The following is a 24,168-nucleotide window of genomic DNA, read 5'->3' as shown; positions in this document are numbered from 1 at the left end:
AACGTTTGGCAGTAGCTGGATGCATAGATGGCTGATAGCATCGTTGCGTTGGATGGACGTGAGATTACTCTATGCGTTCACAACGCTCTTTGTTATCCCCATCTGTCTGTTGCTGAATACCAACCATAGTCGAACAACAGCTTACCGTTATTTTCGTCATCGTCAAGGTTTTGGACGCCTGCGTGCAGCATGGAGTACTTATCTTAATCACTGTTTGTTCAGTCAGATTGTAATCGACCGCTTCGCAGTTTTTGCTGGTAAGCAATTCAATATTGAGATAGAAGGTTACGAATCTTTCGAACAGTTAGAAGCAGAGACGAAGGGATTTATGATCTTCAGTTCCCATATCGGCTGCTATGAGGTAGCTGGTTACTCGCTGATCTCAAAGACGAAGCGATTCAATGCCTTGGTCTTTGGTGGTGAGAAAGCCACGGTGACGAAGGGAAGACAGGAGGTATTGGTGCATAATAATATCCGTATGATTCCTGTTTTGGAGGATATGAGTCATCTCTTTTGGGTTAATGAAGCACTTGACAACAACGAGATTGTGAGTATACCAGCCGATAGAGTCATTGGCTCTGCGAAGTCGGTAACCCATAAGCTCTTAGGTGCTGAGGCCCGTTTCCCAGCTGGTCCTATCTCCGTTGCAACATTGAAAAAGCAGGATGTCCTTGCTGTCAACGTGATGAAGGTATCGGCCAAATGCTATAAGGTATATGTGAAACGACTCAGTTACGACAAGCAGGCTTCACGTAAAGAGCAGATGCAGCAGTTAACTGACAGTTATGTGAAAGAGCTCGAGCGTAAGGTTCGCCAGTATCCTTTACAGTGGTTTAATTTCTATGACTTCTGGACATAATATGATAGACAATATGGTGAATACTGAGGAAGAGAACTTTTCTGAAGAGAGGTTACGTAAGATAGATGTGCATGAGTTGTTGCCACAGCAAGATCCTTTTGTTATGATAGGCTCGCTCGTACATTTCGATAAGCTATTGATAATTACGGAAATGGAAGTGAGAGAGAGCAATATCTTCGTGGATGACGGATATTTCTCACCTTCAGGACTGATGGAAAATATAGCACAGACGTGTGCTGCCCGTATCGGTTTTGTCAATAAATATATTCTTAAGAAAGGTGTTCAGTTAGGTTTTATTGGGGCTGTGCGCAACTTTGAAGTTATCGAACGACCTCGGGTAGGAGACGTGATAACGACACGTGTGGAAGTAAGAGAGGAAGTCTTCGGAATGACCTTGGTTGACGCAGTTGTCACCTGTGGCGAGAAAGTTTTGGTAAAATCAGAGATGAAGATCGCTGTCAGAGAGCAGAATGCTTAAGCAGAATAACAAAAAGCTATATAGAGAATGAAAGAATTGAAAGCGTCAAAGGAGTTTGCGATCCGCTTCAGTGAGGTTGATTCTATGAACGTGGTTTGGCATGGCTCTTACCCTCTTTACTTTGAAGACGCCCGAGAGGCGTTCGGTGAGAAGTATGGATTGGAGTATATGGGCTTCTTTGCTCACGGCTATTATGCACCATTGGTTGACCTTTCCTTTCATTATAAGAAGCCAATCAAATATGGGATGACACCGCGAATAGATATTATCTATCGTCCTACCGAGGCAGCCAAGATTGTCTTCGATTATGAGATTCATGACATAGAAGATGATAGTCTGATAGCCACAGGAAGTTCCGTACAGGTATTTATGGACCTTGATTACCAATTGGTATGGGATAATCCGCCTTTCTATCAGCAATGGAAAGAGCGTTGGGGACAGGTAGAAGGTTGATTGTTCGTAGTGAAAGAATCTAAAGAAAGATGGTTTATGTTTTAGCTGATAATATTATATCTCCCTTAGGAACGACGTCTGAAGAGAACTATCAGACCGTAAAGGCTGGTAACTCAGCGATTCGTCGCTATGCTCCCATGACGGATGGGGTACCAGAGGGGTTTATGGCTTCCTTGTTGTCATCAGACTTTGAGGAGTTAGTATTCAGTTCTGTAAACAAAGCCCTTCGTGCATCAGGTCTTGATGCAACGGATAAACGTGTGGTATTCATCCTCAGTTCGACCAAAGGTGCAGTAGAGAAGCTCGGCAAGACAGAGGAGCATAATTTATATCTTGGAGAAACAGCACAGCGCATTGCAACTCGCTTGGGTTTCAGAACACGTCCTATTGTTGTGTGCAATGCTTGTATATCGGGTTCAGCAGCAATGATTTTGGCCGCTCGTTTATTAGAGTTGGGAAAGTATGACTATGCAGTAGTCTGTGGTGCTGATACGCCAGGTAAATTTATTATATCTGGTTTTCAGTCGTTGAATGCTATGTCGTTTGAGGCTTGCCGCCCTTTCGATATAGAGAGACAAGGACTGAATTTAGGTGAGGCTGCTGCTACCGTCGTGCTCAGTCGTAAATGTCCTAACCCGTCAGCGAGTACGCCTCGGAAACATATATGGCAACTTGGAGAGGGATATATAAAGAATGATGCATTCCACATCAGTGCGCCATCTAAGACGGCAGAAGGCTTATCAGATGCCTTGCGACAGACGATGGCAGGAATCAATAAGGATGAACTTGCCTTTATCAATGCCCATGGAACAGCTACCCTCTTTAATGACCAGATGGAATCAGTAGCCCTTCAGCATACAGAGCTCGTAGATGTTCTGGTCAATGCCTTGAAAGGATATATAGGACATACGCTTGGAGCAGCAGGAATCTTTGAGACAATTCTCTGTATGAAGTCTGTCGACGACCATATCATCTTGGGGACGAGAGGGTATGAGGAGTTAGGCGTGTCAGGCAGGGTGAGGATGAGTTCTAAGCATTGTCAGACTGATAAGACGGCATTCGTCAAGATGCTGTCTGGCTTTGGAGGGTGCAATGCTACGCTCTATGCAGCCTCAGTTGAGAAACCTCTTGAGGAGGGATGTGAGTCAAAGGAGGAAGCGCTCCGAAACACTCCGAAGGTTATGCCTTACCGTGTTTATATCAATCCAGAGGGAGCGTGGTTAAATGGTAAACCCATTTTGAGCAATAACGAACAAGAGGGAAAAAGCTTGCTGACGACTCTCTATAAGCAGATGATCGGTGATTATCCAAAGTATTATAAGATGGATGGACTTTGCCGTTTGGGCTTTGTTGCGTCAGAATTGTTGTTGCAAGCAGAGAAAGCAGTATCAGAAGGAGATGAGAAGTTGGATAGTAAACGAGCAATCATGCTCTTTAATCACACTTCTTCTATCGCTTCTGACAAACGTTATTTAGCATCAATAGCCGATAAAGATAAATATTTTCCAAGTCCTTCTATCTTTGTCTATACGCTGCCGAATATCGTTACAGGAGAGATTGCCATTCGCAATGGTTACCATGGTGAGACATCTTTCTATATTCTTACGCAGAGAGATGAGCAACAGATGCAGGACATCATAGAGACTGCTTTTATCGACAAGCAAACGAAGAGTTTGTTAACAGGATGGCTCGACTACAAAGACAGTGAGCATTTTGAAGCAGACTTATACATAGTCAGTTCCAATTAAGGAATAATAAAGTAAACAAAAGATTCAATCGTAATAAAATAAACATTACAATGGAAGAGTTAATTAAAGAGCTAAAAGAAGAGATCATTAAGGCATTAAATCTTGAAGAGATGACCCCAGAGGATATTGATGAGCATGAAGCACTCTTCGGTGACGGCTTGGGTTTAGATTCAATTGATGCTTTAGAGTTGATAGTTCTCTTAGAGAAGAAATACGGTATTAAACTGGATAACCCAGCAGAAGGCAAAAAGATTTTCACAAACGTGGCTGCCATTGCTGATTATGTCAGTAAGAATAGAAAGAAGTAAGGCTACGTCTTTTATGTAATGCGTGGTAAGATGAATATAGCAGTAACAGGAGAAGGGATAGTCTCTGCCATTGGCTTGAACAAACAGGAGGTCTTAGCGTCTCTGCTTAAGAAGCAAAGTGGTATTGGTATGATGAAGTATCTCCAATCAAATCATCATGAGTTGGTTGTGGGAGAGGTAGACTTGTCAAATGAACAGATGAAGGAGATGATTGGTATTCCCTCATCCCAGATGATGAGTCGTACGGCTTTGATGGGTATCATTGCCATTCAACAAGCCTTGGACAATGCTCATATCAATATTGCTGACGTCCTGTCACGGAAGGAGAAAGGCGAAGCGTTGCGTATAGTGCTCGTCTCTGGTACGACCGTAGGAGGTATGGATATTACAGAACTCTGCTTCAACGAGCTCAATGAGGATAGCGACTTAGCGTTCTTGCTGCATCATGATTGTGGGAGCAGCACAAATATCATGGGCGAACACTTCGGAATCTTTACTGAAGCAACGACCCTGTCAACAGCATGTTCATCGGCAGCTAACGCAATTATCTTCGGTGCAAGACTACTGAAAAACGGTTATGCAGACATCGTTGTGGCTGGTGGAACAGAATCGTTATCACGTTTCCATCTCAATGGTTTTAACTCATTGATGATTCTGGACCATCAACGTTGTCGTCCATTTGATGCTACGCGTGCAGGCTTGAACTTAGGAGAAGGGGCAGCCTACATCGTTCTGGAGTCTGAAGAGATGGCCTCAAAACGAGGTGTAAAACCCCATGTTTACCTTACGGGATATGGTAATGCCTGTGACGCCTTCCATCAGACAGCATCCTCTGAAGATGGTGAAGGGGCTTATCTTGCTATGAAGGAAGCCTTAGTGATGGCGCATGTCAGCCCCAAAGAGATACAATACGTTAATGCGCATGGTACTGGGACACCCAATAACGATCAGAGTGAGAGCGTTTCTTTGCAGCGCCTTTTCGGTGCTCATATGCCATTAGTGTCAAGTACAAAATCCTTCACAGGACATACTACAAGTGCGTCTGGAAGTATTGAGGCCGTCATCTGTATCTTGGCAATGCAACACCATTTCGTACCTACCAATCTTGGTTGGGAGCATCAGATGGAGAAAGGGATTACGCCAACACTTGGCGTTGAGCATATTACGTTAGCGCATGTTCTTTGTAATTCATTCGGCTTTGGTGGTAATGATTCAGCCTTGTTGTTCTCTCTTCATCCTACAAATAACGATGCTACTGAGGCTTCTCATGATGAGAAAGAGGTTATAATACGCTCACGTGTAGAGATAACTACTGTGGAAGAACTCGATGGCATCCGTAAGTATGTCAAGCCTTTAGAGGCTCGTCGGATGGGAAAAATTATGAAGAGTTCACTCCTCTCTTCTATGGAAGCCTTGGCAGCGGCTGGTATTGAAAAGCCTGATGCAATCATCACAGGAACGATGTATGGTTGCCTGGAATACAGTGAGCTATTATTGAATCAGATGAAGGATGAAGGTGAGTCGATGTTGAAACCAACCTATTTTATGCAGAGTACGCATAATACCATTGGTAGCAATATTGCCATTAAGACACAATGTCATGGATATAACGTTACCTATACGCAGGGGAAGGATTCACTTTCGTGGGCAGTTCGTGACGCAGAGATGCTCATAAAAGAAGGGAAAGCAAGGACAGTACTTGTAGGCTGTCATGATGAGAGTACACATCTTTTCAATTCTCTCTTGAAGCGTGATGGAGCTGAAGAGCTTCCTTTCATTCATTCAATAGCGATGGTATTGTCATGTGGAGAGTAGTCCTTCTATCCGTTATACAGAGTACGCTTTTAGCCGGCGGACAAGTCTTTCTGAAGTTTGCCCTTCAAAAGATGTTGCCTTTTGGGTGGACACGCCAGTTCTGGGGGAGCCTGCTTCTTAATTGGCAGTTTGCTTGTAGCGGTTTATTCTTCGGCTCAAGTTCTATTCTATGGATGTATATTGTCAAGCACTATCCCTTGAGCGTTGCTTATCCAATGATCAGCTTAAGCTATGTGTTTGGACTCTTGGCCGCAATCCTCTTTTTCCATGAGTCAGTGTCCGTATTGAAGTGGTGTGGAGTGATACTTATCATAGTTGGTTGTTGTATGATAGCAAAATAAAAACAGAAGAAATATGAAAAAGTTATTATTAGTATGCTTCGCTTTGTGTGTTGTGACATTGACTGTTTCAGCGCAGGGCGACAATGAGGCAAAGATAAGACTTCAGATAGAGTCTGTAGCAGCAAGTATGAAGACGATGCAGTGTGATTTCGCACAAACGAAATATCTTCGTATGCTCAATGACAAGATGGTGTCTACTGGTAAGATGTATTATCAGCAGAGTGATAAGCTGCGTTGGGAGTATACCTCACCTTATTCTTATGCCTTTGTCTTGAACGGTTCAAAGGTTCTTATCAGTAAGGGAAGTCGTAGCGACGTCATCAATGTCAACCAGAGTAAGTTCTTTAAGGAAATAGCTCGTATCATGATGAACAGTGTTGTGGGTAAGGCACTCAATGACAAACGTGATTTCAAGGTAAGCCTTTCGGCTACCTCATCAGAGTATGTCGCAACACTCATTCCGCAGCAGAAACAGCTGCAGCAAATGTTCCAGAAGATTATTCTTCATTTCAATCGACAACAGGCGATGGTTGCCAAGGTAGAGCTTATTGAGAAGCGTGGTGACCGTACGGTTATTGAGATGAAGCATGTGAAAGTAAACAGCCCTATTAATGCAAAGACATTTATTGTTAATTAGTTTTCTCCTGTTTTCCATCTTTGCTGCCACGGTGAAGGCGGATGACGTAGGTACTGTCGATCAACTTCCTTTGCAAGACAGCATAGGTTGTAAGACAAGGTATGCCACAACAATAGAGATGTCAAAGGGTTATCTCAGTGGGATCTCTGTACTGGTAAGGGAGGCGGATGTCTATCGTGGCGTCTTGTTCAATGAGTTCGGTATAACCGCACTTGAATTCACTTATAACCCCCAGAAGAAGAAAATAAAGTTGGAACAGGTCATTGCCATGCTTGACAAGTGGTATATCCGTCGCGTCTTGAGAAACGACTTACGATGCGTTATGGAGAATCTGATGCGTGGAATTTCTACTTATAAGGATGAGAAATACCATATCAGCTATAAGTTCTCGAGGATGGAGGATAAGACTGGAGGAAACACAATAGAAGGAGAAGCAGATGGAACTGAAGAATAATCTATATACGATAGTCAGCAAAGAGGGAGTTGGTTTGATGGTCAGTTACACCATTAAACTAATCCCCTCTTGTGCTATATACCAAGCCCACTTCCCTGGTGAACCCATCACTCCGGGCGTTTGTATCGTTCAGATGGCTAAGGAACTCATAGAAGAGTTGCTGACGGAACAGACTGCCGTCGCTCATCATTTAGAGATAACGAAGGTGAAGAATGTCAAATTCCTCTCCATTATCTCGCCGAAAGAGCATCAGCAAATCACCTATCAGATAAAGAAACTTGAACAGTCAGAAGCGGAGAAGACCATTGAAGCACAGGTGGTTGTTCTCTCTGAAGAAAAGCCTATGGCGAAGATCTCTCTAATTATGCATGTCGGATGATGAACGAAGAGCTGAAAAAGACGTTAAGAAGCAGGCGTATTTGTGTTGTCATTCCGACTTATAACAACGACAAGACAATCAAGGCAGTGGTGGAGAAAAGTCTTCTCTACTGTGATGATGTCATTGTTGTTGCCGATGGTTGTACGGATGATACGATGGATATACTGCACGATATCGACAATATCACCCTCGTTTCATATCCCCAGAATAAGGGGAAGGGGTACGCTTTGAAAGTAGGTTTTAGGAAGGCTTTAGACAAAGGGTTCTCTTATGCGATCACCCTTGATGGTGACGGACAGCATTATCCAGAAAACATTTCACTTTTCCTGAAGGCAAATCAAAAGCATCCACACGCATTGATTGTCGGTAGCCGACAGTTAGATGGCGTGTGCCGTTCTAAAGGAAGTTCGTTCGCTAATAAGTTCTCAAACTTCTGGTTTTATGTACAAACAGGTAAAGCGTTGGACGATACGCAGACAGGTTATCGCCTTTATCCCTTACACAAACTGTATGGTCTGTCGTTTCTAACCTCTCGTTATGAGGCAGAGTTGGAGCTCCTTGTCTTCGCTTCTTGGCATGGCGTTAAGATTATTCCTATCTCAGTACAGGTCTATTATCCTCCTCGTGAGGAGCGTGTGAGCCATTTCCGTCCCACGAAAGACTTTGCTCGTATCAGCGTTTTGAATACGGTTCTCTGTTTCTTGGCGATTGTTTATGGGCTACCTCTTCGTTTATGGCGTTTCTTGACGTCATGCTTACAGACTGTTTATTCCTTGTTGTTCTTCCTCTTTTTTACCTTAGTTGTCTTTACTCCGTTTGTATGGATATATACGAAGGTCGGCAAGATGACCGAGAAGAAGCGGTATCGTCTACATCAACTCATTTACTTCGCCTCACGATTTGTGATGATACACCATGGCATTCCAGGGACAAAGTTTCTATCGAAGGTAGCAGAAGGAGTAGATTTCAACAAGCCCCGCATCATTATCTGTAACCATCAGTCGCACCTTGATTTGATGTGTCAATTGGTGTTTACACCGAAGATAATCTTCCTTACGAAAGCTTGGGTATGGAACAATCCCTTCTATGGTTCACTCATCCGCAACGCTGAGTATCTACCAGTCAAAGAAGGAATAGAGAGTATTATGCCTCATCTCCGCTCATTAATCGACCGAGGTTACAGTATAGCAGTCTATCCAGAAGGCACACGCTCTAAGGATTGCAAGATTGGACGGTTCCATCAGGGTGCCTTCTACATCGCAAAAGAGTTTGGATTAGAAATTCTTCCGATGTATCTCTATGGTCCAGGGAAGATACTTCCCAAGACGGGTTACCATCTGCATAAGGGGGCATTCTTTATAGAAGTAGATAAGCCTTTGACGCAGAAGAAACTCTCGGCGATGGGCGACCTGAAGCAACAGGCTTCTACGATGCGTCGACATTATAAAGAGAAGTATGAAGAGATAGCAAATAAAATGGAACAATGACAAAGCAGAAGAAAGTTATCATTATCGGCAGCGGACTGGGTGGACTGTCAACAGGAGCTATTCTCGCAAAAAATGGATATGATGTTACCGTGTTGGAACAGAGCAATCAGGCTGGAGGATGCCTGCAGTGTTTCACGCGTCGAGGTGCTAAGTTCGAGACAGGTATGCACTTTATCGGTAGCGCTGCACCAGGACAGACATTGTACAAGCTGATGAGATACTTGGAGATTGACAAGGAAGTGACGCTTTCCCAGCTTAACACCGATGGCTATGATGTCGTCGTGTTGGAGGGCAAGCGATATGAGTTTGCCAACAGTAGAGCGGCTTTCATAGAGAAGATGAGTGGCTATTTCCCAGATCAAAAAGCCAATCTTGAGAAGTATTGCGACCTCATCGAAGAGATTGCTAATGCATCCTCGCTCCATTCTCTTAAGTGTGCGGAGTCTGACACAGCCCTAAATATGGAGTATCAATTGCGCTCCATCAGTGATGTGATTGACGAGCTAATCACCGACCCTGTATTAGCAGAGGTGCTGGTTGGCAATCTCCCGCTTTATGCAGCTGAAAAAGACAAAACTCCCTTCTCAACACATGCCTTTATAATGGACTTCTATAGCCAAAGTTCTTATCGTATCAAAGGGGGGAGTGATAAGATAGCAATAGCTTTGATTCATACCATTAACCGATATGGTGGAGAGGTGCTGACACGGAAAAAGGTAACGAAGATAGTCTGTGATGATACCCATGCTGTTGGTGTGGAGGTAAACGGCGACACGTTGATGCCTTGTGATATTATCATATCTGACGCCCATCCGATACGAACACTGGAACTCTTGGATACGAAACTTATCCGTCCTGCTTTCAGAAAACGCATCAATAACATTCCACAAACGGTTGGCGGCTTCTCTGTCTATCTACACTTCAAGGAGAATACGGTGCCTTATCTCAACTATAATTATTATGGTTATCAAGGGACAAGCCCGTGGAACTGCGAGCATTACACAGAAGAAGATTGGCCGAAAGGTTTCCTCTATATGCACTTTTGTCCTGAGAACGACTCACAATATGCCTCAACAGGCGTCATTCTCTCCTATATGCAGATGTCGGAAGTAGAACAGTGGAAGGGAACAAAGGTAGGCAGACGAGGTAAGGACTACGAAGAATTTAAGAAGAGGAAGGCTGAGAAACTGTTGGATGTGTTGGAACAACATTTCCCTAATATACGTTCACAAATCCAAGCCTATTACACCTCTACCCCACTTACCTACCTTGATTATACGGGTACAGAAGGTGGCTCAATGTACGGTAATGTTCGTGACATTCATTTAGGGAGTGCTTGCAGAGTACCACAGAGGACGAAGGTTCCCAATCTCTATCTTACTGGACAGAATATTAATTCACATGGTATGTTGGGCGTATTAGTAGGTGCTATCGTCACCTGTAGCGAGCTGTTGACAGCAAAGAAGATATATGAACAGATAAAGGAGGCCAACAAATGAAGACAGCAGTGATTATAGGTGGAGGCTTAGGCGGACTGTTTACAGGGGGGATCTTAGCAAAGGAAGGCTTTAAAGTAACGGTCCTTGAGAAGAATGTGACGGCAGGTGGTGGTCTTCAGACCTTCAACCGCTTTGGTAAGACGTATGATACTGGCATGCACGTCATTGGTGGTATGCAGCCAGGTGGTAACATCTATCGCATCTGTCAGTACTTGGGAATTATTGATAAGGTGGAGTTGGTGAACGTTGATGATGACTGTACAGACAGATTGTATTTCGCTGAAGACAAGGCAACTTACCATATCAAAAAGGAAAGGACGGTTTTGTAAGTTCGCTTTCTGCGTATTTCCCTAATCAGCGTGAAGCCTTGCAAGCCTATGCGGACGCCATCTATCGGATGACAGACGATATCAAGCTCTTCCATCTTCAGCCGTCTACCGAGATGTTTCCTATCCATTCGGAAGAGTTCACTATAGCGGCAGACTCCTTTATAGCAAAGTATATTCAAGACCCGAAGCTACGCAGTGTCGTGGCTTATATGAATCCACTCTATGGTGGAAGGAGTGACGAAACACCAGCTTATATCCATGCTATCATCAGTCGACTTTATATGCAGGGGGCAAGTCGCTTTGCAGGAGGTAGCGACAAGTTCACTGACCTTTTGACTTCTGTCATAGAATCAGCTGGCGGCAAGGTACATACTAACGAAGGCGTTGAGTGGGTAGAAGTCAACAACCGACACGTTGATTACGTGCGGACAAAGAAAGGCAATACCTATCAGGCAGACTACTATATCTCAGCAATACATCCTTGTTCTTTGCTGAGGTTAATGCCTGAAAATAGCTTCCCAAAAGCCTATCGAACGAGGCTTAACAGTATTCCGAATAGTTATTCTGCTTTCTCGGTTTATATCAAGTTGAAGCCTGGTACCTTCCCTTACATCAATCATTCGGAGTATTTTATGACGAGATACGTCGATATTTGGAACTTCGGTCAGCATAACAAGATTTGGCCGTTAGGATTTCTCTTTATGACACCTCCCGATGAGCAGCAGGGCGAATATGCTGACAAGGCGTTAGTTACAATCCCGATGCTTTATGACGAAGTTGCGAAGTGGGAAGAGACAGAAGTGGGAAAGCGTGGCGCAGATTACGAAGTATGGAAGGAGGAGAAAGCTCGTGACCTGTTGGCACTCATTGAAGAGTTGCATCCAGGATTCAGTGCCTGTGTTGATAAGATCAATACAGCGTCACCCTTGACAATCCGTGACTATTATGGTAGTAAGGAGGGTTCTATGTTCGGATTTAGTAAAGACTATAAGAATATAGCCTTATCACAGGTACCTGTGGTGACGAAAGTTGACAATCTTCTGTTGACAGGTCAGAACAACGGACTGCCAGGATTTTGTGGCGTTCCGCTTACAGCTATCAATACTGTTGAAGCTATCTTGGGACAAAATTATATCTTGAACAGAATAAATGAATGTGTGAAATGAGTAAAAAACGTTACCTGCTATTGTTCTGTTTGAGTCTATCCTGCTTGTTTGTCATGGCGCAGCAGAAGTCAGCCCACATCAACATATGGGAGGGGACGAAGGTAAGGAAGACTGTTCAGCTGACGCCTTATCTGGCAGCGGGGAAACAGAATGTCGCTGTTATCGTCTGCCCTGGTGGTAGTTACCTGTGGCACGACATGCAAAATGAAGGTAAGGCTGTGGGTCAATGGTTGCAGCAGAACGGAATATCAGCCTTTGTCTTGCACTATCGTACAGCTGGAGTGGGGGCTTTTCTCTTCCCTTATCGGTATGTTTTTAGAGGTGTTCGCTATCCCGATGCCTTAAACGACCTCCAACAGGCGATGCGTTATGTCAAGGCGTACGCCGAAGACTACGGCATTGACACAGCGCGGGTGGCTGCAATGGGTTTCTCCGCTGGTGGCCATTTAGTGATGTCGGCCGCCGAATTGCTACCAAAGGCAGAACGTCCTTATTTCATGGTACCCATCTACCCTGTTGTTACTATGGTCGAGTCCTGTGTACATAAGCGTTCACGCAGGGCACTCTTGGGCGACAGTCGGATGAAGAATAGAGCTCTTCGTGATCTTCTTTCCCTTGAACGGCACGTGCCAACGGACTGTCCTCCCGTATTCCTCGTCAACTGTAAGGATGACCCTATCGTGAAGTATCAGAATTCAGAGTTACTTGATTCAGCCCTGACAAGCCAGAAGGTTCCTCATCGTTACATTCAATATCAGACGGGTGGACATGGTTTCGGAGCTTCAGAGCGTAAAGGTACGGCTGAGTGTCGGCAATGGAAAAAGGAGTTTCTGTCCTGGTTTCACAAACTCGAGGATACCCCTTGAAAATAGACGTAAGCTCACGAAAAAAGCAATCAAGCCTTACGTGTATTTCAATTGGGCGTTACTTGAAATTCAGCTTTGGCAGACTACGATTTGAATTGATAATATTAATATGAATAATAAAGTATAAACAGTAATGGAGACAAGTCAATTTGATGATATCAGACCTTATAATGTCGAAGAAATTCCAGCGGCAATGCAGCGCATAGCCTTTAGTTCTTCATTCCCATTTCTGGCGTCGTATGTTTATCCTGACGAACCTTTGGAGACTGTTCGTGAGCGTATCGCAAACTATAAGACAGTACGCGAATTCCAAACGGAAACGATGCGTATGGTCAATCAGCGAGTGATAGAGAACAGCATTACTTCATTTACTTGTTCGGGACTTGACAAGCTGAACCCTGATGAACACTATCTCTTCGTGTCCAATCATCGTGATATTATGTTAGATTCGAGCTTGCTTCAGTACTACTTTGTTACCAAGGATTTCGATACCACGGAGATAACCTTCGGTGCTAACTTGATGATGAATCAGTTGGTCATAGATATCGGGAAGTGCAACAAGATGTTCAAGGTGGAGCGTCCAGGTAATAATGTTAAGGATTTCTACCGTAGTTCTAAGAAATTGTCGGATTATATCCGTTATGTTATCACGGACAAAGGGCAGTCTGTTTGGATTGCGCAACGCAACGGTAGGACCAAGGACGGCAATGATGTTACTGATCAGGGAATCATTAAGATGTTTTGTATGTCGTGCCCAGAGGATAAAATCAAGGCCATTGACCAGTTGCATGTTGTTCCCATTGCCGTGTCTTATGAGTGGGAACCCTGTGACATCTTGAAGACGCTTGAACTCTATGAGTCACAGTTTTCAAAGTACACAAAGAAACCTGGAGAAGACCTTAACAGCATTCTCACAGGACTTATTCAGCAGAAGGGAAGAGTACATTTTGAGCTTTGCGAACCGATTTCTCATGCCGAGCTGACAAAGTTTGAAGATGCCACAAACAACGAATATCATAAGCATGTAGCGCATCTTTTAGACAATCGGATTAATACGGCTTATCGTCTATACCCTAACAATTATATTGCCTATGACCTACGTTACGGTACAACAAAGTATAAGGATTGTTACACGGAGGAGGAGAAGAAAGCCTTTATGGACAATCTTCAGCAATTAGAGAAATATGATACATGTGATATAGAGAAACTAAAGGATATCTTTTTAGGGATTTATTCGAATCCAGTAATTAATAAATAGGATGACGGAACCAATTCTGCGTTTGTATGATTATATGAAGGCACACAAGCTGGTCGCTGTGCTTTCATTTATGATAGTTACTCTATTACTGGTTGTCTCAGTACTCCGACTCGGTTATAAGGAGGATATTGCAGACTTTCTGCCTGTTGACAGTAACCATCATAATGCCTTAAAGGTTTATCAGGATATATCAGGAGCAAATAAGATTTTTGCTATTTTCCAGTATCGGGATACCACTAAAACCGATCCCGACGCTATGGTGGGTTGTATAGACTCCTTCGTTGATGAGATGCAGCGTGCTGATACGGCAAAGAAAATACCATATATAATGTCTCAGATCGACCTTGAAAGATGTCGAAGGTGACGAGCTTTGTGTATCAGAATATCCCTTATTTCCTGACAGAGAAGGACTATGTCCGGATGGAGAAGGCGCTTCAGCAACCTGACTATGTAGTAAAGCAATTGCAACATGACAAGCAGTTGCTGATGTTCCCTGCTGGAGATATCCTCTCTGAGAATATACAACGCGACCCACTCAACCTTTTTACACCCGTCGTTCAGCTATTGCAACGGACGGATACAGATTTGAAGTATGAACTGTATGCGGGGCATATCTTCTCTCCTGATATGCAGAAAGCTATCGTGATGATAGACTCTCCGTATGGCGCAAGTGAGACGGAGAACAACACAAAGCTGATTGAACTCCTACAGACGTGTGGTAGTAAGGCTGTTGCAAACAGTAAGAATATAGATGTTCATATTATCGGTGGACCAGTCATCGCCGTCGGTAACGCATCGCAGATAAAGTCAGACAGCATCCTTTCGGTCATCATTGCTGTGGTACTTATCATGGCTTTGTTGCTTTTCACCTTACGGAGTGTCCGCAATATATTGCTGATTATCCTCTCCATAGGGTGGGGTTGGCTCTTTGCTATGGGTGGATTAGCTTTGTTCCATAATAGTGTTTCAATCATTGTCATTGGTATAAGCTCGGTAATCTTGGGTATTGCCGTGAACTATCCGCTACATTTCATAGCCCATTTGTCGCATACTCCTAAGAGGAAGAAAGCTTTGCGAGAGATCGTCGCACCCCTCTTGGTGGGTAATGTGACGACGGTTGGTGCTTTCTTATCCCTTGTCCCGCTGCAATCTTTTGCTTTGCGCGACCTTGGCTTGTTTAGTTCTTTCTTGCTGATAGGAACCATTCTCTTCGTATTGGTTTATCTTCCACATATCACGAAGGAAACAAAGGAGGTGAAGCATACCTTCTTGGATAAGGTGAGTGATATCTCTTTGGAAAACAAGCCCGTGTTTGTAGGGGTTGTAATAGTGCTAACGATAGTCTTTGGATACTTCAGTTTCCAAACAAAGTTCGATGCCAATATGTCGAATATCAACTATATGACGGATGATCAGAAGGCTGATATGGCATATTTCCAGAAGATGATGACGGAGAACGGAGATTACCAAAAGGTATATGCTGTTACGACTGATTCAACGATGGATGGTGCATTGGACAAGAGTCAGCGTATACAGCCAATGTTGGAGAGGTTAGTGAAGGAGAAGTTGGTACATGATTACAGTTCCTGCAGTCAGTTCCTCGTGTCTACCTCCGAGCAGAAGCACAGGCTAAAACGATGGAATAACTTTGTAAGGAAAAACAGGGAGAAACTCACAACAACGCTTCGCTCAGCTATGCAGAGGGAAGGTTTTGCTGCCGACAGCTTTGATGAGTATTATGACTTGTTAGGCAGAAACTATCAACCGCAGCCTGCCTCTTATTTCAATGACCTGACACGCTCGCTCTTTGCAGGTAACATCAGCGTCGATAGTGTGGGCAAGCAATATAATGTAGTCAACATCCTTTCGGTCAATAACAAGAATGTCCAGAAGGTAAAAGAAGCCCTATCAGAGAAGGACGGTTTCAGCTTTGATATCCAGAGTATGAACAGTGCTATCGCCAACCACCTGTCTAACGACTTCAATTACATAGGATTGGCATGTGGATTGATCGTTTTCTTCTTCCTTTGGCTGTCGTTTGGTAATCTTGAATTGGCCCTTCTCTCCTTTATTCCTATGGCAGTGAGTTGGATTTGGATATTGGGTATAATGGCTTTGTTTGGAATGGAGTTCAATATTGTCAACATCATTTTAGCAACGTTTATATTCGGACAAGGCGACGATTATACGATATTTATGACAGAAGGTTCGATGTATGAGTATGCTTATCGGCGTAGGATGCTCGCATCTTACAAGCATTCTATCATCATCTCAGCCTTGATAATGTTTATAGGTATCGGAACCTTAATCGTTGCTCGTCATCCGGCATTGCATTCTTTGGCTGAGGTGACAATAGCAGGAATGTTCTCTGTGGTGTTGATGGCCTATATCTTCCCTCCTTTGATCTTCAACTTCTTAGTGAAGTCGGGCGATAAGTACAGGGTTCGTCCGCTGTCAATTAAGAACCTTGTTGTTATGGGGTTGTGTGCCATTGTATTCTTTATCCAACTGTTTACAGTCTATGTTTTAGGTTTTATCTTGTTAGAATTATTACCTTTCTCAGAGAGAAAACGAGCGTGGTTGCGTCGTTATCAGCAGCGTTTGTTCTTGTTTGACTTACGTCATATACCATACGTGAAGTTCCGTATAGAAGGTTTGACAGAGAACACGCTGGCATCTTCTTCAATCATTGTCAGCAATCATCAGTCAATGTTGGATGCTGCCGTCTTTATGGCGATGAGTCCAAAGACCATCCTCATATCAAATGAGAAGGTGAGTTATAACCCTGTTATCCGGCACATCTACAAATGGAATGGTTTCATAACCTTAGCTGGTAAGGACTCGATTGACGATGAACTGATAAAGAAGTACATAGAACGAGGCTACAGCTTTGTCATCTTCCCAGAGGGAAAACGTAATGACAATTCTTCTATCTGTCGCTTCCACAAGGGCGCCTTCCTGTTGGCTGAACGTTATCAGTTAGACATCCTCCCTGTTATCATTCATGGGCTTAACGTGGTTCTTCCAAGGAATAGCTTTCAGGTGTTCCCTGGGAACATTACGATAAAAGTATATAAGCGCATTAGTGTAGAGGGACAACAGTCCTATAACGAGCTTACTTCTCTGGTCTACGACTTCTATAAACGCGAGTATAAGGCGTTGACAAGGGAGCTTGAGACGGCAGCTTATTATGTTTCTCTTGTCAAGGATCGCTACCGTTATAAGGGGGTTGATAGCTATCGTAACATATGTAAGAACTTGAAACACAATGATAACTACGCGAAGTGGATAGATACAGAAGATGTTCATCCTGTTGTTATCGTCAAAAACAGTGGCTACGGTGAGTTCGCCTTACTCTATGCCTTAGTACATAGAAGCACTCAAGTGTTCGTGTTTGAACAGGATGAGAACATAGCGTCTATGCTGACTTATTGTGCGAAGGATATAGTTGATAACTTGGAAGTAATCGATAATATGGATATTGATAAAGAAAAATACCCTGAGGCGAAGGTCTTTTCTTTATAATAAGGAATGCGAGTATGAAGAAATATATAGAATCTATCATCATGAGCTGTCTCCTTTCCACGGTGGCAACAGCGCAGCAGACGACAAATAGGACAATGCCTGTTCTGGAGAATCATAATACAGCTTTTCCGTTATGTCAACAAGAAGTCGGGTATAGTGGATTTCAAAGCTGTCCAACTTAGGCTGTAAGTACACCTATAATGTGACTTCTGGAGGACATAGCTGGGTGAACAGGCGCAGGTTTCTATTGGACTTTCTCCCACGTTTATTCAAATAAAAACAACAACAAGATAATATGAAAGAAGATATTCGTAAGAAATTAGAAGAAGTACTACCAATTGTCGATTTAGATTCCGACTTTCTCTTTCAGGAGCTTGACTCTCTTGGGATAACAACTATCCTGATGGTTCTCTCCGATATGTATGGCATCGAACTGAATCGCACTGATGTGACACCAAAGAACTTCAAGACGCTCGACAGCTTGGTTGAATTAGTTAAGCAGAAACTTAATAAGGATGGTGATTGAAGATAAGTTGCGTAAGAATGCTGCTTTGTATCCTGACAAGGTGGCTCTTGTCTGTGGAGAAAAAAGTCTGACCTATCGGCAACTGTATCAGGCGATAAAGGATAAGGCGGACTCTATGGGGGACATAAGAGGGTGCCTGATTCCTATTGTTGCATATCCCACCGTCGACTTCTTCATTACTTACTTTGCGCTTCACTTGACCGGTGCGGTGGCAGTTCCTTTGCATAAAGACATTCCGGCTAAGAAATTAAACGATTATGCAGAAACTTTAGAACAGGGGATAGTACCTGAAGAAGTGGCTGACATCCTGTTTACTACAGGTACAACGGGGAATGCCAAGGCTGTTATGATAAGTCACCAAACCATCATGGCCAATGCGGAGAACCTTGTTTTGTCGCAAGGGTTCAGTCACGATGTAACGTTTATTATTAATGGTCCTCTCAATCATATCGGTAGTCTTTCGAAAGTTTACCCTACTATCTACGTGGGCGGAACGATTCACGTCATCGATGGAATGAAAGACATAAAGGCTTTCTTTACAGCGATTGATGATGCGCCGAATAAGGTCGCAACCTTTCTTGTTCCTGCTGCCATTCGAATACTCATTACCCTATGGAAGAAAGAGCTGATAGCCGTAGCTGATAAGATTGACTTCGTTGAGACTGGCGCAGCACCTTTGGCGGCCACAGATATGAAGCTATTCTGTGAGCTGTTACCTCATAGTCGACTTTATAACACGTATGCTTCTACAGAGACAGGTATCATCTCTACCTATGATTATAACGACGGTGCGAGTCTTGCTGGCTGTGTGGGACACAAGATGAAGCATTCCTCGTTTTTTATAACTGCTGATGGCTATGTGGCTTGTAAGGGAAAGACGTTGATGACAGGCTACTGGAACGATGAAGAAGCTACGAGAAACGTTCTGAAAGACGGAGTGATAAGGACGGCAGACTTAGGACGGATTGATGAAAAAGGTCGACTTTGTTTGTTAGGGAGGGGAGATGACACTATAAACGTAGGGGGTTATAAGGTCGCTCCATCCGAAGTAGAGGAGGTTGCATTGGCTTTTCCAACAGTGAAAGATTGCATCTGCATTTCAGCAAACCATCCTGTAGTGGGTACCGTATTGAAGTTATTAGTTGTGCCACATAATGGTTATGATAAAAAGAAGTTGATACTTTTCTTAAAAGATAGGCTTGAAACTTATAAGATTCCTGTGCTTTATGGCGAGGTTGAGGTCATACAGCGCACCTTTAACGGTAAGATTGATCGTAAGTTCTATGCTGTCTAAGCTGAAAAGAATGCATTGTAGATTCCCTCAAAAATATAAAGGGCGAAGAGGAACTTCACTCACGTGAAACCCCTCTCCTTCATTTAAATAACTCTCTTTGTTACATCTCTAATTTGGTCTGAATGCAGTTTTACTCAAAGGTTTGCTAACTGCTAAACAATCTTTTATACCTTAATTCCTCTAATCTTTTATCTTTTAAAACCTTAGTGCTTAGTATTTAAACCTGATTGAATCAATGTCTCTTTATTATATCTTAATGTCGTTATCTATGTCCTCCGAAGGAACTTCCTCCGTTTGAGTTATTACTTCCACCTGAGCGACTACCACCGAATGTTGCGCCACCTCCACCAAAGCTGTTGCTTGGGGCGCTGAATGAGCGACTTGGCTCATAGCTTCTTGTTGCGCTACCGTAACTTCTACTCCCTCCAAAGTTATTCCCGTAATTCGGTTGAGTAACTGTTGTACGAGTAGAACTCTCTCGCGGTGCGTAATATTGGTAATTACGTGGTCCATCGAAGTTGCCGCGTTGCTGGTTGCCGAAGCTGCGATAGCGGTCGTTCTGATAGGTCGGACCATTATTATAATAGTAGCTTCCTCCTCTATTGTAATCGCCTCGTAAGTAGCTGTCTCTCATACCGTATCGAGAATTATAATCTCTTCCATAGAAAAGTTCTCTCCCGTTATACCAACTTCTTCCGCCATTCATTCGCCAACTATGTGCGCCATTGTAGACATTATAGAAGCTTGGTTGTCCAAAGTAATAGTAGTCACGACGTGGGTAGCGGGCATAAACGCCAAATCTCCAGTACCCTGAATCCCATCTCAATGGACGGTAGAAATATGCTGCTTCAACGTATGCACGATATTGCCAATCATAGAGGATATAGCTTAAATCTACATTGCGATGTGACCAATACATTCCGTAGAGGTCGTCTACTGTGTTGACACTCATGAGGTAATCCAAATTGATCTCGTAGGCTGCCTCATATTGTGCCTCAGTCAGATTCAGCTCGTAAGCCATCTTATCCGTTAGAAAGAGTGCTTGTACTCGAGCTTGCTCATAACTCATTGCGCTTGTTGATGCGCCATATACCATGAGCGATGCGATGAGGGTTAGTACTATCTTTCTCATAATCGTTACCTTTTATTATGTTTTTATCAAGTTTTGGTTCTGCTTTGAAGCGCATTTCCTAACTTTCATGTTGCAAAGGAACAAAGAAAAATAAACATGTGAAAAGGATTTCCCCTATATAGGAGGGGGAAAACCCTAAACATCAGGGTTGAGTGACTTAGTACGGTGCTAAAATTCTTTTGTTTATAAGCATAATACATTGTAAAACAACACTTTATTACATATTGCTATTTAGATGTTTTTTTGTTATAGCATCATCTTTGTTCCCCAATATTCTTAGATAGTAGCCGATTCTTTAGTAGACAAGTTTACAGGTGCTTGTGGTGATAAACCATGGCAAGCAATGGTAATTATGAATTAAGTTTATTTGGTTCTATAACGAATCGTGTGGGTAAATAGTTTTTCCTTGCCAGCGTTCCTATGTTTAATGGCTTTATGGCTGAACAGATGAAGACGAATTAATCTACAAAGTATAAAGGAATTTGAGCTAAACAAACTTCTACACACCTCCTGCGTATTCTTAGTATTACAACATTTTGCTCACAATTCATCCCCTGTCATCCTTATATCATGGTGAATTTTACCCTCCGCACATGTGGTGTTAACCCTCCGCACCATATGTGCTAAGCGCCCGCACCACATGTGCAGAGTATCAGCACCACAGCAAATGATGGTAAACATTCACGAATATTGTATGAAATAAGACCTTAAAACATCCTTTTCCATTGGCTAAAGTGTTAAAGAGTAAAACTAAACTGAGCCAATAACTTCTTTTTATGGATACAACAGATATTATTCTAATCGGGGCAAACAACCTACACAATTCGTTATAGAGCCGTTTATTTTTACACAGAACTTCGATAAAGTAGAAGAATAGATTTCTTTTGTTTAACGAAATCCCCAGAGATCTAAAGATCATTGATAGTACAGCAAGACCTCCCAGGCAGTCTTTCCCTACGGAGTAGGCTGAGGGAAGGATAGGCTGTTTTTCAGTATATTTCCAATGACTGAATTGAGTTAAAGGTATTGTTGTGTTAATTGTTTTTAACACACCATATCGTATTATTTTCAAAGTTAAGTTTGCAGTTTTCGTTTATTTTTATTTACTTTGCAGGTCTTGAAATAGTAACTAAAAACAGAACATCATGGTAAATGCCGAAGAGACACACTATGTGTGTGGTCTGAAGAAAGAGGACTTCCAGACTATAATAGATGGTAAGAAAACCGATCTCTATGTACTCAGAAATGCCAAGGGCAATGAAGTTGCAGTCACTAACTACGGTGGTGCTATTGTTGCAATTATGGTTCCTGATAAAGAAGGAAACTTGGCAAATGTCATTCAAGGACATGATAATATACAAGAGGTTATCAGCTCACCAGAGCCTTACCTTTCAACCCTTATTGGTCGTTATGGCAATCGTATTGCTAAAGGACGTTTCCAGTTGAACGGAAAGGAATATAAACTCGCTATTAATAACGGTCCTAACTCTTTGCACGGAGGTAAGAAAGGCTTTAATGCAAAGGTATGGGATGCTGTACAGGTTAACGACCACGCCGTTGTATTGAAATATACCTCTTCATACGGCGAAGAAGGGTACACGGGCGAGGTTGACGTTTGGGTAGCTTATTCATTCTCTGATGATGACGAGCTTATCATCAAATATTCAGCAAAGACAAATAAGAAGACGATCATCAATCTTACCAGTCATGGATTCTTCTCTTTGGCAGGTATTGCTAATCCAACACCGACGATTGACGACTTAGAGTGCCAGATTAATGCTGACTTCTACATCCCTATTGACGAGACATCAATTCCAACGGGCGAGATTTTGAAGGTAGCAGGAACTCCATTCGACTTCCGTGAGCCAAAAGCCGTAGGTCAGGATATTGATGCTGACCACGAGCAGATCAAGAATGGTGCGGGTTATGACCACTGCTTCGTCCTAAATAAGAAGGAAGAGGGCGAACTCTCATTCGCTGCACGTATTAAAGAACCAAAGAGTGGAAGAACAATGGAAGTATATACCACAGAACCAGGTGTTCAGGTTTATACCCATAACTGGGCTGACGGCTACAAGGGGCAGCATGGTGCAACCTTCCCACGTCGCAGTGCTATCTGCTTCGAGGCACAGCACTTCCCTGACAGTCCTAACCATCCTTACTTTCCTTCAGTCATCTTGGAACCAGGTAAGGAGTACACACAGAAGACTATTTATAAGTTCGGTGTGGAGAAATAACGACTGCGATTAAGTAAGAATAATAAATAAAAACTGAAATACAACAATGGAAAAACAAACTAACAAGAAAGGAACCTTGGTGGCGATTATCACCATGATGTTCCTGTTTGCGATGATCTCCTTCGTTACCAATATGGCGGCACCATTCGGTACAATATGGAAACAGCACTATGAGTGGGCAGGTATGATGGGTAACATGATGAACTTTGCAGCTTACCTCTTCATGGGTATTCCTGCTGGTATGATGATTACAAAGTATGGGTACAAGAAGACTGCACTGATCGCATTGGCACTTGGTTTCTTTGGTATTGGCATTCAATACGTATCAAGTACAATGGACGGCAACGAAATCAGCACATACGTTGTTTACCTGCTCGGTGCCTTCGTCTGTGGTTTCTGTGTTTGTATCTTGAATACAGTAGTAAACCCAATGTTGAACCTTCTTGGTGGGGGTGGTAACCGTGGTAATCAGCTTATCCAGACAGGTGCATCATTGAACTCACTCGCAGCTACATTGACGCCAATGGTTGCCGGCTCTATGATTGGCGAAATCACTAAGAGTACATCGCTCAAGGTCGTATCTCCATTGTTGCTCATCGCTTTGGTAATCTTTGCAGCATCTTTCATTATCGTATGGTTCACACAGTTGACAGAGCCAGAGACAGAGAAGTCTGACGTTGTAGGTGGTATCAAGGGTGCCTTGGGTTATCGCCAATTGGTACTTGGTATCATTGCCATCTTCTTCTACGTAGGTATTGAGGTGGGTATTCCAGGACAGCTTCTGTTCTATCTTAGCCAGCCCGTTGCAGAAGGCGGAGTGCTCGGTAGTGCTGCCATAGCAGGTCTTATCGCAGGTATCTACTGGTTGTTGATGCTCGTTGGTCGCTTCGTTAGTGCTTTCATCAGTGGTAAGGTTTCTTCACGTACACAGCTAACAGTGACATCAGCTGTCGCCCTGTTACTTCTTATTGTGGCAATCTTCATGCCAGAGGCAAGTAAGATGAGCCTTACAATTCCTAACATTGCAGAGAGCACTTTGATTCAGGCAGAGGTTCCAACAAAGGTATTACTCATCATCCTTTGCGGTATTTGTACATCAGTGATGTGGGGTGTTATCTTCAACCTCGCAACAGAAGGTCTCGGAAAATACACTGCAACAGCTTCTGGTCTCTTCATGACTATGGTTGTGGGTGGTGGTGTAATGCCATTGATTCAGAACCTTATGGCTACCAAGGTTGGCGACATCCAGAGCTACTGGCTGATTGTAGCAATGCTTGCCTACATGCTCTTCTACGCATTGATTGGCTCTCATCCTTCAAAGAAAGCTTAAACAGACATCTTTATAATGGCAGGCACTATGCTTGCCATTATATTGAG

General features: G+C 43.1%; 19 protein-coding genes and 2 pseudogenes. 20 read left to right on the top strand and 1 reads right to left on the bottom strand.

Annotation, left to right across the window (positions count from 1 at the left end):
• Positions 1-19: 19 nt before the first annotated feature.
• The 18 genes and pseudogenes from J5A56_RS09150 (at position 20) to J5A56_RS09065 (ending at position 19,422) form a co-directional block, all read left to right on the top strand.
• Positions 20-859, top strand: a complete 840-nt coding sequence (locus J5A56_RS09150; RefSeq protein WP_021671896.1) for a hypothetical protein — start codon at positions 20-22, stop codon at positions 857-859.
• A complete protein-coding gene (locus J5A56_RS09145; RefSeq protein ID WP_021671895.1) occupies positions 843-1,337 on the top strand; it encodes a hypothetical protein in 495 nt (164 codons plus the stop codon). Before J5A56_RS09150 ends, J5A56_RS09145 begins: the two co-directional genes overlap by 17 nt.
• A gap of 27 nt (positions 1,338-1,364) precedes the next feature.
• The gene (locus tag J5A56_RS09140) at positions 1,365-1,790 is read left to right on the top strand and encodes an acyl-CoA thioesterase (protein WP_021671894.1); all 426 of its coding nucleotides are present in this window, start codon (positions 1,365-1,367) and stop codon (positions 1,788-1,790) included.
• A 29-nt stretch (positions 1,791-1,819) separates the two neighbouring features.
• Positions 1,820-3,538, top strand: a complete 1,719-nt coding sequence (locus tag J5A56_RS09135; protein ID WP_021671893.1) for a beta-ketoacyl synthase N-terminal-like domain-containing protein — start codon at positions 1,820-1,822, stop codon at positions 3,536-3,538.
• A gap of 38 nt (positions 3,539-3,576) precedes the next feature.
• Entirely contained in the window at positions 3,577-3,846 is a 270-nt protein-coding gene (locus tag J5A56_RS09130) for a phosphopantetheine-binding protein (protein WP_255326127.1), read from the top strand.
• A gap of 30 nt (positions 3,847-3,876) precedes the next feature.
• Positions 3,877-5,661 carry a beta-ketoacyl-[acyl-carrier-protein] synthase family protein gene (locus J5A56_RS09125; protein ID WP_036919901.1) on the top strand — a complete coding sequence of 595 codons (1,785 nt, stop codon included), beginning with the start codon at positions 3,877-3,879 and terminating at the stop codon, positions 5,659-5,661.
• Positions 5,649-6,002 carry an EamA family transporter gene (locus J5A56_RS09120; protein WP_021671890.1) on the top strand — a complete coding sequence of 118 codons (354 nt, stop codon included), beginning with the start codon at positions 5,649-5,651 and terminating at the stop codon, positions 6,000-6,002. The genes J5A56_RS09125 and J5A56_RS09120 overlap by 13 nt, the downstream gene beginning before the upstream one ends.
• A 13-nt stretch (positions 6,003-6,015) precedes the next feature.
• Positions 6,016-6,639, top strand: coding sequence for a LolA family protein (locus J5A56_RS09115; RefSeq protein WP_021671889.1), 624 nt, complete (start codon positions 6,016-6,018; stop codon positions 6,637-6,639).
• The gene (locus J5A56_RS09110) at positions 6,614-7,093 is read left to right on the top strand and encodes a hypothetical protein (RefSeq protein WP_021671888.1); all 480 of its coding nucleotides are present in this window, start codon (positions 6,614-6,616) and stop codon (positions 7,091-7,093) included. Before J5A56_RS09115 ends, J5A56_RS09110 begins: the two co-directional genes overlap by 26 nt.
• On the top strand, positions 7,077-7,472 hold the full coding sequence (locus J5A56_RS09105) for a hypothetical protein (RefSeq protein ID WP_021671887.1): 396 nt from the start codon (positions 7,077-7,079) through the stop codon (positions 7,470-7,472). The genes J5A56_RS09110 and J5A56_RS09105 overlap by 17 nt, the downstream gene beginning before the upstream one ends.
• Entirely contained in the window at positions 7,469-8,959 is a 1,491-nt protein-coding gene (locus tag J5A56_RS09100) for a glycosyltransferase (RefSeq protein ID WP_021671886.1), read from the top strand. The genes J5A56_RS09105 and J5A56_RS09100 overlap by 4 nt, the downstream gene beginning before the upstream one ends.
• The gene (locus J5A56_RS09095) at positions 8,956-10,458 is read left to right on the top strand and encodes a phytoene desaturase family protein (RefSeq protein ID WP_021671885.1); all 1,503 of its coding nucleotides are present in this window, start codon (positions 8,956-8,958) and stop codon (positions 10,456-10,458) included. The genes J5A56_RS09100 and J5A56_RS09095 overlap by 4 nt, the downstream gene beginning before the upstream one ends.
• Positions 10,455-11,953, top strand: a pseudogene (locus J5A56_RS09090) (phytoene desaturase family protein). Before J5A56_RS09095 ends, J5A56_RS09090 begins: the two are co-directional and overlap by 4 nt.
• The gene (locus J5A56_RS09085; protein WP_036919871.1) at positions 11,950-12,819 is read left to right on the top strand and encodes an alpha/beta hydrolase; all 870 of its coding nucleotides are present in this window, start codon (positions 11,950-11,952) and stop codon (positions 12,817-12,819) included. Before J5A56_RS09090 ends, J5A56_RS09085 begins: the two are co-directional and overlap by 4 nt.
• Positions 12,820-12,952: 133 nt before the next feature.
• Complete coding sequence (locus J5A56_RS09080) at positions 12,953-14,077, top strand: 1-acyl-sn-glycerol-3-phosphate acyltransferase (protein ID WP_021671882.1); 1,125 nt, start codon at positions 12,953-12,955, stop codon at positions 14,075-14,077.
• 1 nt (position 14,078) lies between these two features.
• Positions 14,079-17,602: pseudogene (locus J5A56_RS09075) on the top strand (1-acyl-sn-glycerol-3-phosphate acyltransferase).
• 295 nt (positions 17,603-17,897) lie between these two features.
• Entirely contained in the window at positions 17,898-18,128 is a 231-nt protein-coding gene (locus tag J5A56_RS09070) for an acyl carrier protein (protein WP_021671879.1), read from the top strand.
• Positions 18,118-19,422, top strand: a complete 1,305-nt coding sequence (locus J5A56_RS09065) for a class I adenylate-forming enzyme family protein (RefSeq protein ID WP_021671878.1) — start codon at positions 18,118-18,120, stop codon at positions 19,420-19,422. The genes J5A56_RS09070 and J5A56_RS09065 overlap by 11 nt, the downstream gene beginning before the upstream one ends.
• 262 nt (positions 19,423-19,684) lie before the next feature.
• Here J5A56_RS09065 and J5A56_RS09060 read toward each other — a convergent pair whose 3' ends face one another.
• Positions 19,685-20,554 carry a hypothetical protein gene (locus tag J5A56_RS09060; protein ID WP_036919869.1) on the bottom strand — a complete coding sequence of 290 codons (870 nt, stop codon included), beginning with the start codon at positions 20,552-20,554 and terminating at the stop codon, positions 19,685-19,687.
• 1,145 nt (positions 20,555-21,699) lie between these two features.
• Between J5A56_RS09060 and J5A56_RS09055 the strand changes: the two genes are divergently transcribed.
• Both J5A56_RS09055 and J5A56_RS09050 read left to right on the top strand, forming a co-directional pair.
• Positions 21,700-22,791, top strand: coding sequence for an aldose epimerase family protein (locus J5A56_RS09055; RefSeq protein ID WP_021670742.1), 1,092 nt, complete (start codon positions 21,700-21,702; stop codon positions 22,789-22,791).
• Between the two features lie 46 nt (positions 22,792-22,837).
• Entirely contained in the window at positions 22,838-24,121 is a 1,284-nt protein-coding gene (locus tag J5A56_RS09050; RefSeq protein ID WP_021670743.1) for an MFS transporter, read from the top strand.
• The last annotated feature ends 47 nt before the right edge of the window (positions 24,122-24,168 follow it).

Origin of the sequence: Prevotella melaninogenica (genome assembly GCF_018128065.1) — a bacterium.
In the GTDB taxonomy this organism is placed as follows: domain Bacteria; phylum Bacteroidota; class Bacteroidia; order Bacteroidales; family Bacteroidaceae; genus Prevotella.
The sequence above is the reverse complement of the archived record's forward strand: the minus strand, read 5'-3'. Positions and strand labels throughout refer to the sequence as shown.

Coding starts and splice junctions, on each gene's coding strand:
- J5A56_RS09150 (WP_021671896.1), top strand. CDS start 20: ATGCATAGATGGCTGATAGCATCGTTGCGTTGGATGGACGTGAGATTA.
- J5A56_RS09145 (WP_021671895.1), top strand. CDS start 843: ATGACTTCTGGACATAATATGATAGACAATATGGTGAATACTGAGGAA.
- J5A56_RS09140 (WP_021671894.1), top strand. CDS start 1,365: ATGAAAGAATTGAAAGCGTCAAAGGAGTTTGCGATCCGCTTCAGTGAG.
- J5A56_RS09135 (WP_021671893.1), top strand. CDS start 1,820: ATGGTTTATGTTTTAGCTGATAATATTATATCTCCCTTAGGAACGACG.
- J5A56_RS09125 (WP_036919901.1), top strand. CDS start 3,877: ATGAATATAGCAGTAACAGGAGAAGGGATAGTCTCTGCCATTGGCTTG.
- J5A56_RS09120 (WP_021671890.1), top strand. CDS start 5,649: ATGTGGAGAGTAGTCCTTCTATCCGTTATACAGAGTACGCTTTTAGCC.
- J5A56_RS09115 (WP_021671889.1), top strand. CDS start 6,016: ATGAAAAAGTTATTATTAGTATGCTTCGCTTTGTGTGTTGTGACATTG.
- J5A56_RS09110 (WP_021671888.1), top strand. CDS start 6,614: ATGCAAAGACATTTATTGTTAATTAGTTTTCTCCTGTTTTCCATCTTT.
- J5A56_RS09105 (WP_021671887.1), top strand. CDS start 7,077: ATGGAACTGAAGAATAATCTATATACGATAGTCAGCAAAGAGGGAGTT.
- J5A56_RS09100 (WP_021671886.1), top strand. CDS start 7,469: ATGATGAACGAAGAGCTGAAAAAGACGTTAAGAAGCAGGCGTATTTGT.
- J5A56_RS09095 (WP_021671885.1), top strand. CDS start 8,956: ATGACAAAGCAGAAGAAAGTTATCATTATCGGCAGCGGACTGGGTGGA.
- J5A56_RS09085 (WP_036919871.1), top strand. CDS start 11,950: ATGAGTAAAAAACGTTACCTGCTATTGTTCTGTTTGAGTCTATCCTGC.
- J5A56_RS09080 (WP_021671882.1), top strand. CDS start 12,953: ATGGAGACAAGTCAATTTGATGATATCAGACCTTATAATGTCGAAGAA.
- J5A56_RS09070 (WP_021671879.1), top strand. CDS start 17,898: ATGAAAGAAGATATTCGTAAGAAATTAGAAGAAGTACTACCAATTGTC.
- J5A56_RS09065 (WP_021671878.1), top strand. CDS start 18,118: ATGGTGATTGAAGATAAGTTGCGTAAGAATGCTGCTTTGTATCCTGAC.
- J5A56_RS09060 (WP_036919869.1), bottom strand. CDS start 20,554: ATGAGAAAGATAGTACTAACCCTCATCGCATCGCTCATGGTATATGGC.
- J5A56_RS09055 (WP_021670742.1), top strand. CDS start 21,700: ATGGTAAATGCCGAAGAGACACACTATGTGTGTGGTCTGAAGAAAGAG.
- J5A56_RS09050 (WP_021670743.1), top strand. CDS start 22,838: ATGGAAAAACAAACTAACAAGAAAGGAACCTTGGTGGCGATTATCACC.